At 41.3% G+C, this 848-nt stretch carries 1 protein-coding gene; it reads left to right on the top strand.

The window, feature by feature from the left end; all coding sequences use genetic code 11:
* Positions 1 to 100: 100 nt before the first annotated feature.
* Positions 101 to 848: gene transfer agent tail collar protein BgtC (gene bgtC, locus ACFIO5_RS11060; RefSeq protein ID WP_375705429.1), on the top strand; the 748-nt coding region annotated here is incomplete at its 3' end.

The raw sequence follows: 848 nt of genomic DNA, 5'->3' as shown, positions 1-848 counted from the left end.
CTCTTAATTGATCCCTCAAGGAGAAATCCTGTTCGCTCATATGGACAGCAAAAAAAGCAACAATTACAAGAAGAGTTATTAAGAAGAACGGGGGCTTATCATGTCTGATATTTATGATTGGTCGTTGACAGCTGATGAAAATGCGCATTCAGATAGCATGATTAATTGGGCAGAGGGACAACCCCCTAGTTCTGTCAATGATAGTGCACGTGTCATGATGCAGCGTGTGCGTGAATATCTTGCCGATAATGGTGGTTCCCTTGATGCAAACTTTATGGTGAACAGACAAGAGAAAACAACATCGATAACGTTAACAACGATTTCACCTATAGCAAAATATAAAAATGATATCATTCTACACTTTAAGGCGCGTGGTGTGAATGTGGGATCTACAACAATAAATGTGAATAATATAGGAGCAACGCCACTCTATAAAGCCACGAACATGGGTATTGTACCATTAGAGGGTGGTGAATTACAAACGGGTGGTATTTATGCAATAGTCTATAATAGCGATGCATCAACAAAAGAACATGATGGTTGGTATCTCTTAAATCCCACACCACTTCCACCACCAAAGGTCGAAACCTTCCCTTGCGGGTTTATTGCAACCTTTGCTATGCAAGAATTGCCAAGTGGGTGGCTTTTATGTGATGGTGCAGTCTATGAGCGTAAAGATTATCCGCAATTATTCAAGGCGATAGGTGACAAATGGGGAAAAGACAGCGATACAACCTTTAAAGTTCCTGACTTTAGGGGCATGTTTTTACGTGGCTTTGATGATGGTCGCGGTTTGGATGCAGGTAGACAGTTTGCAGATCAGCAGCACGATAGTATTAGATCCCATA

This window comes from Bartonella sp. AA86SXKL, from assembly GCF_042196885.1.
This window is presented reverse-complemented; position numbering and strand designations above follow the sequence as displayed.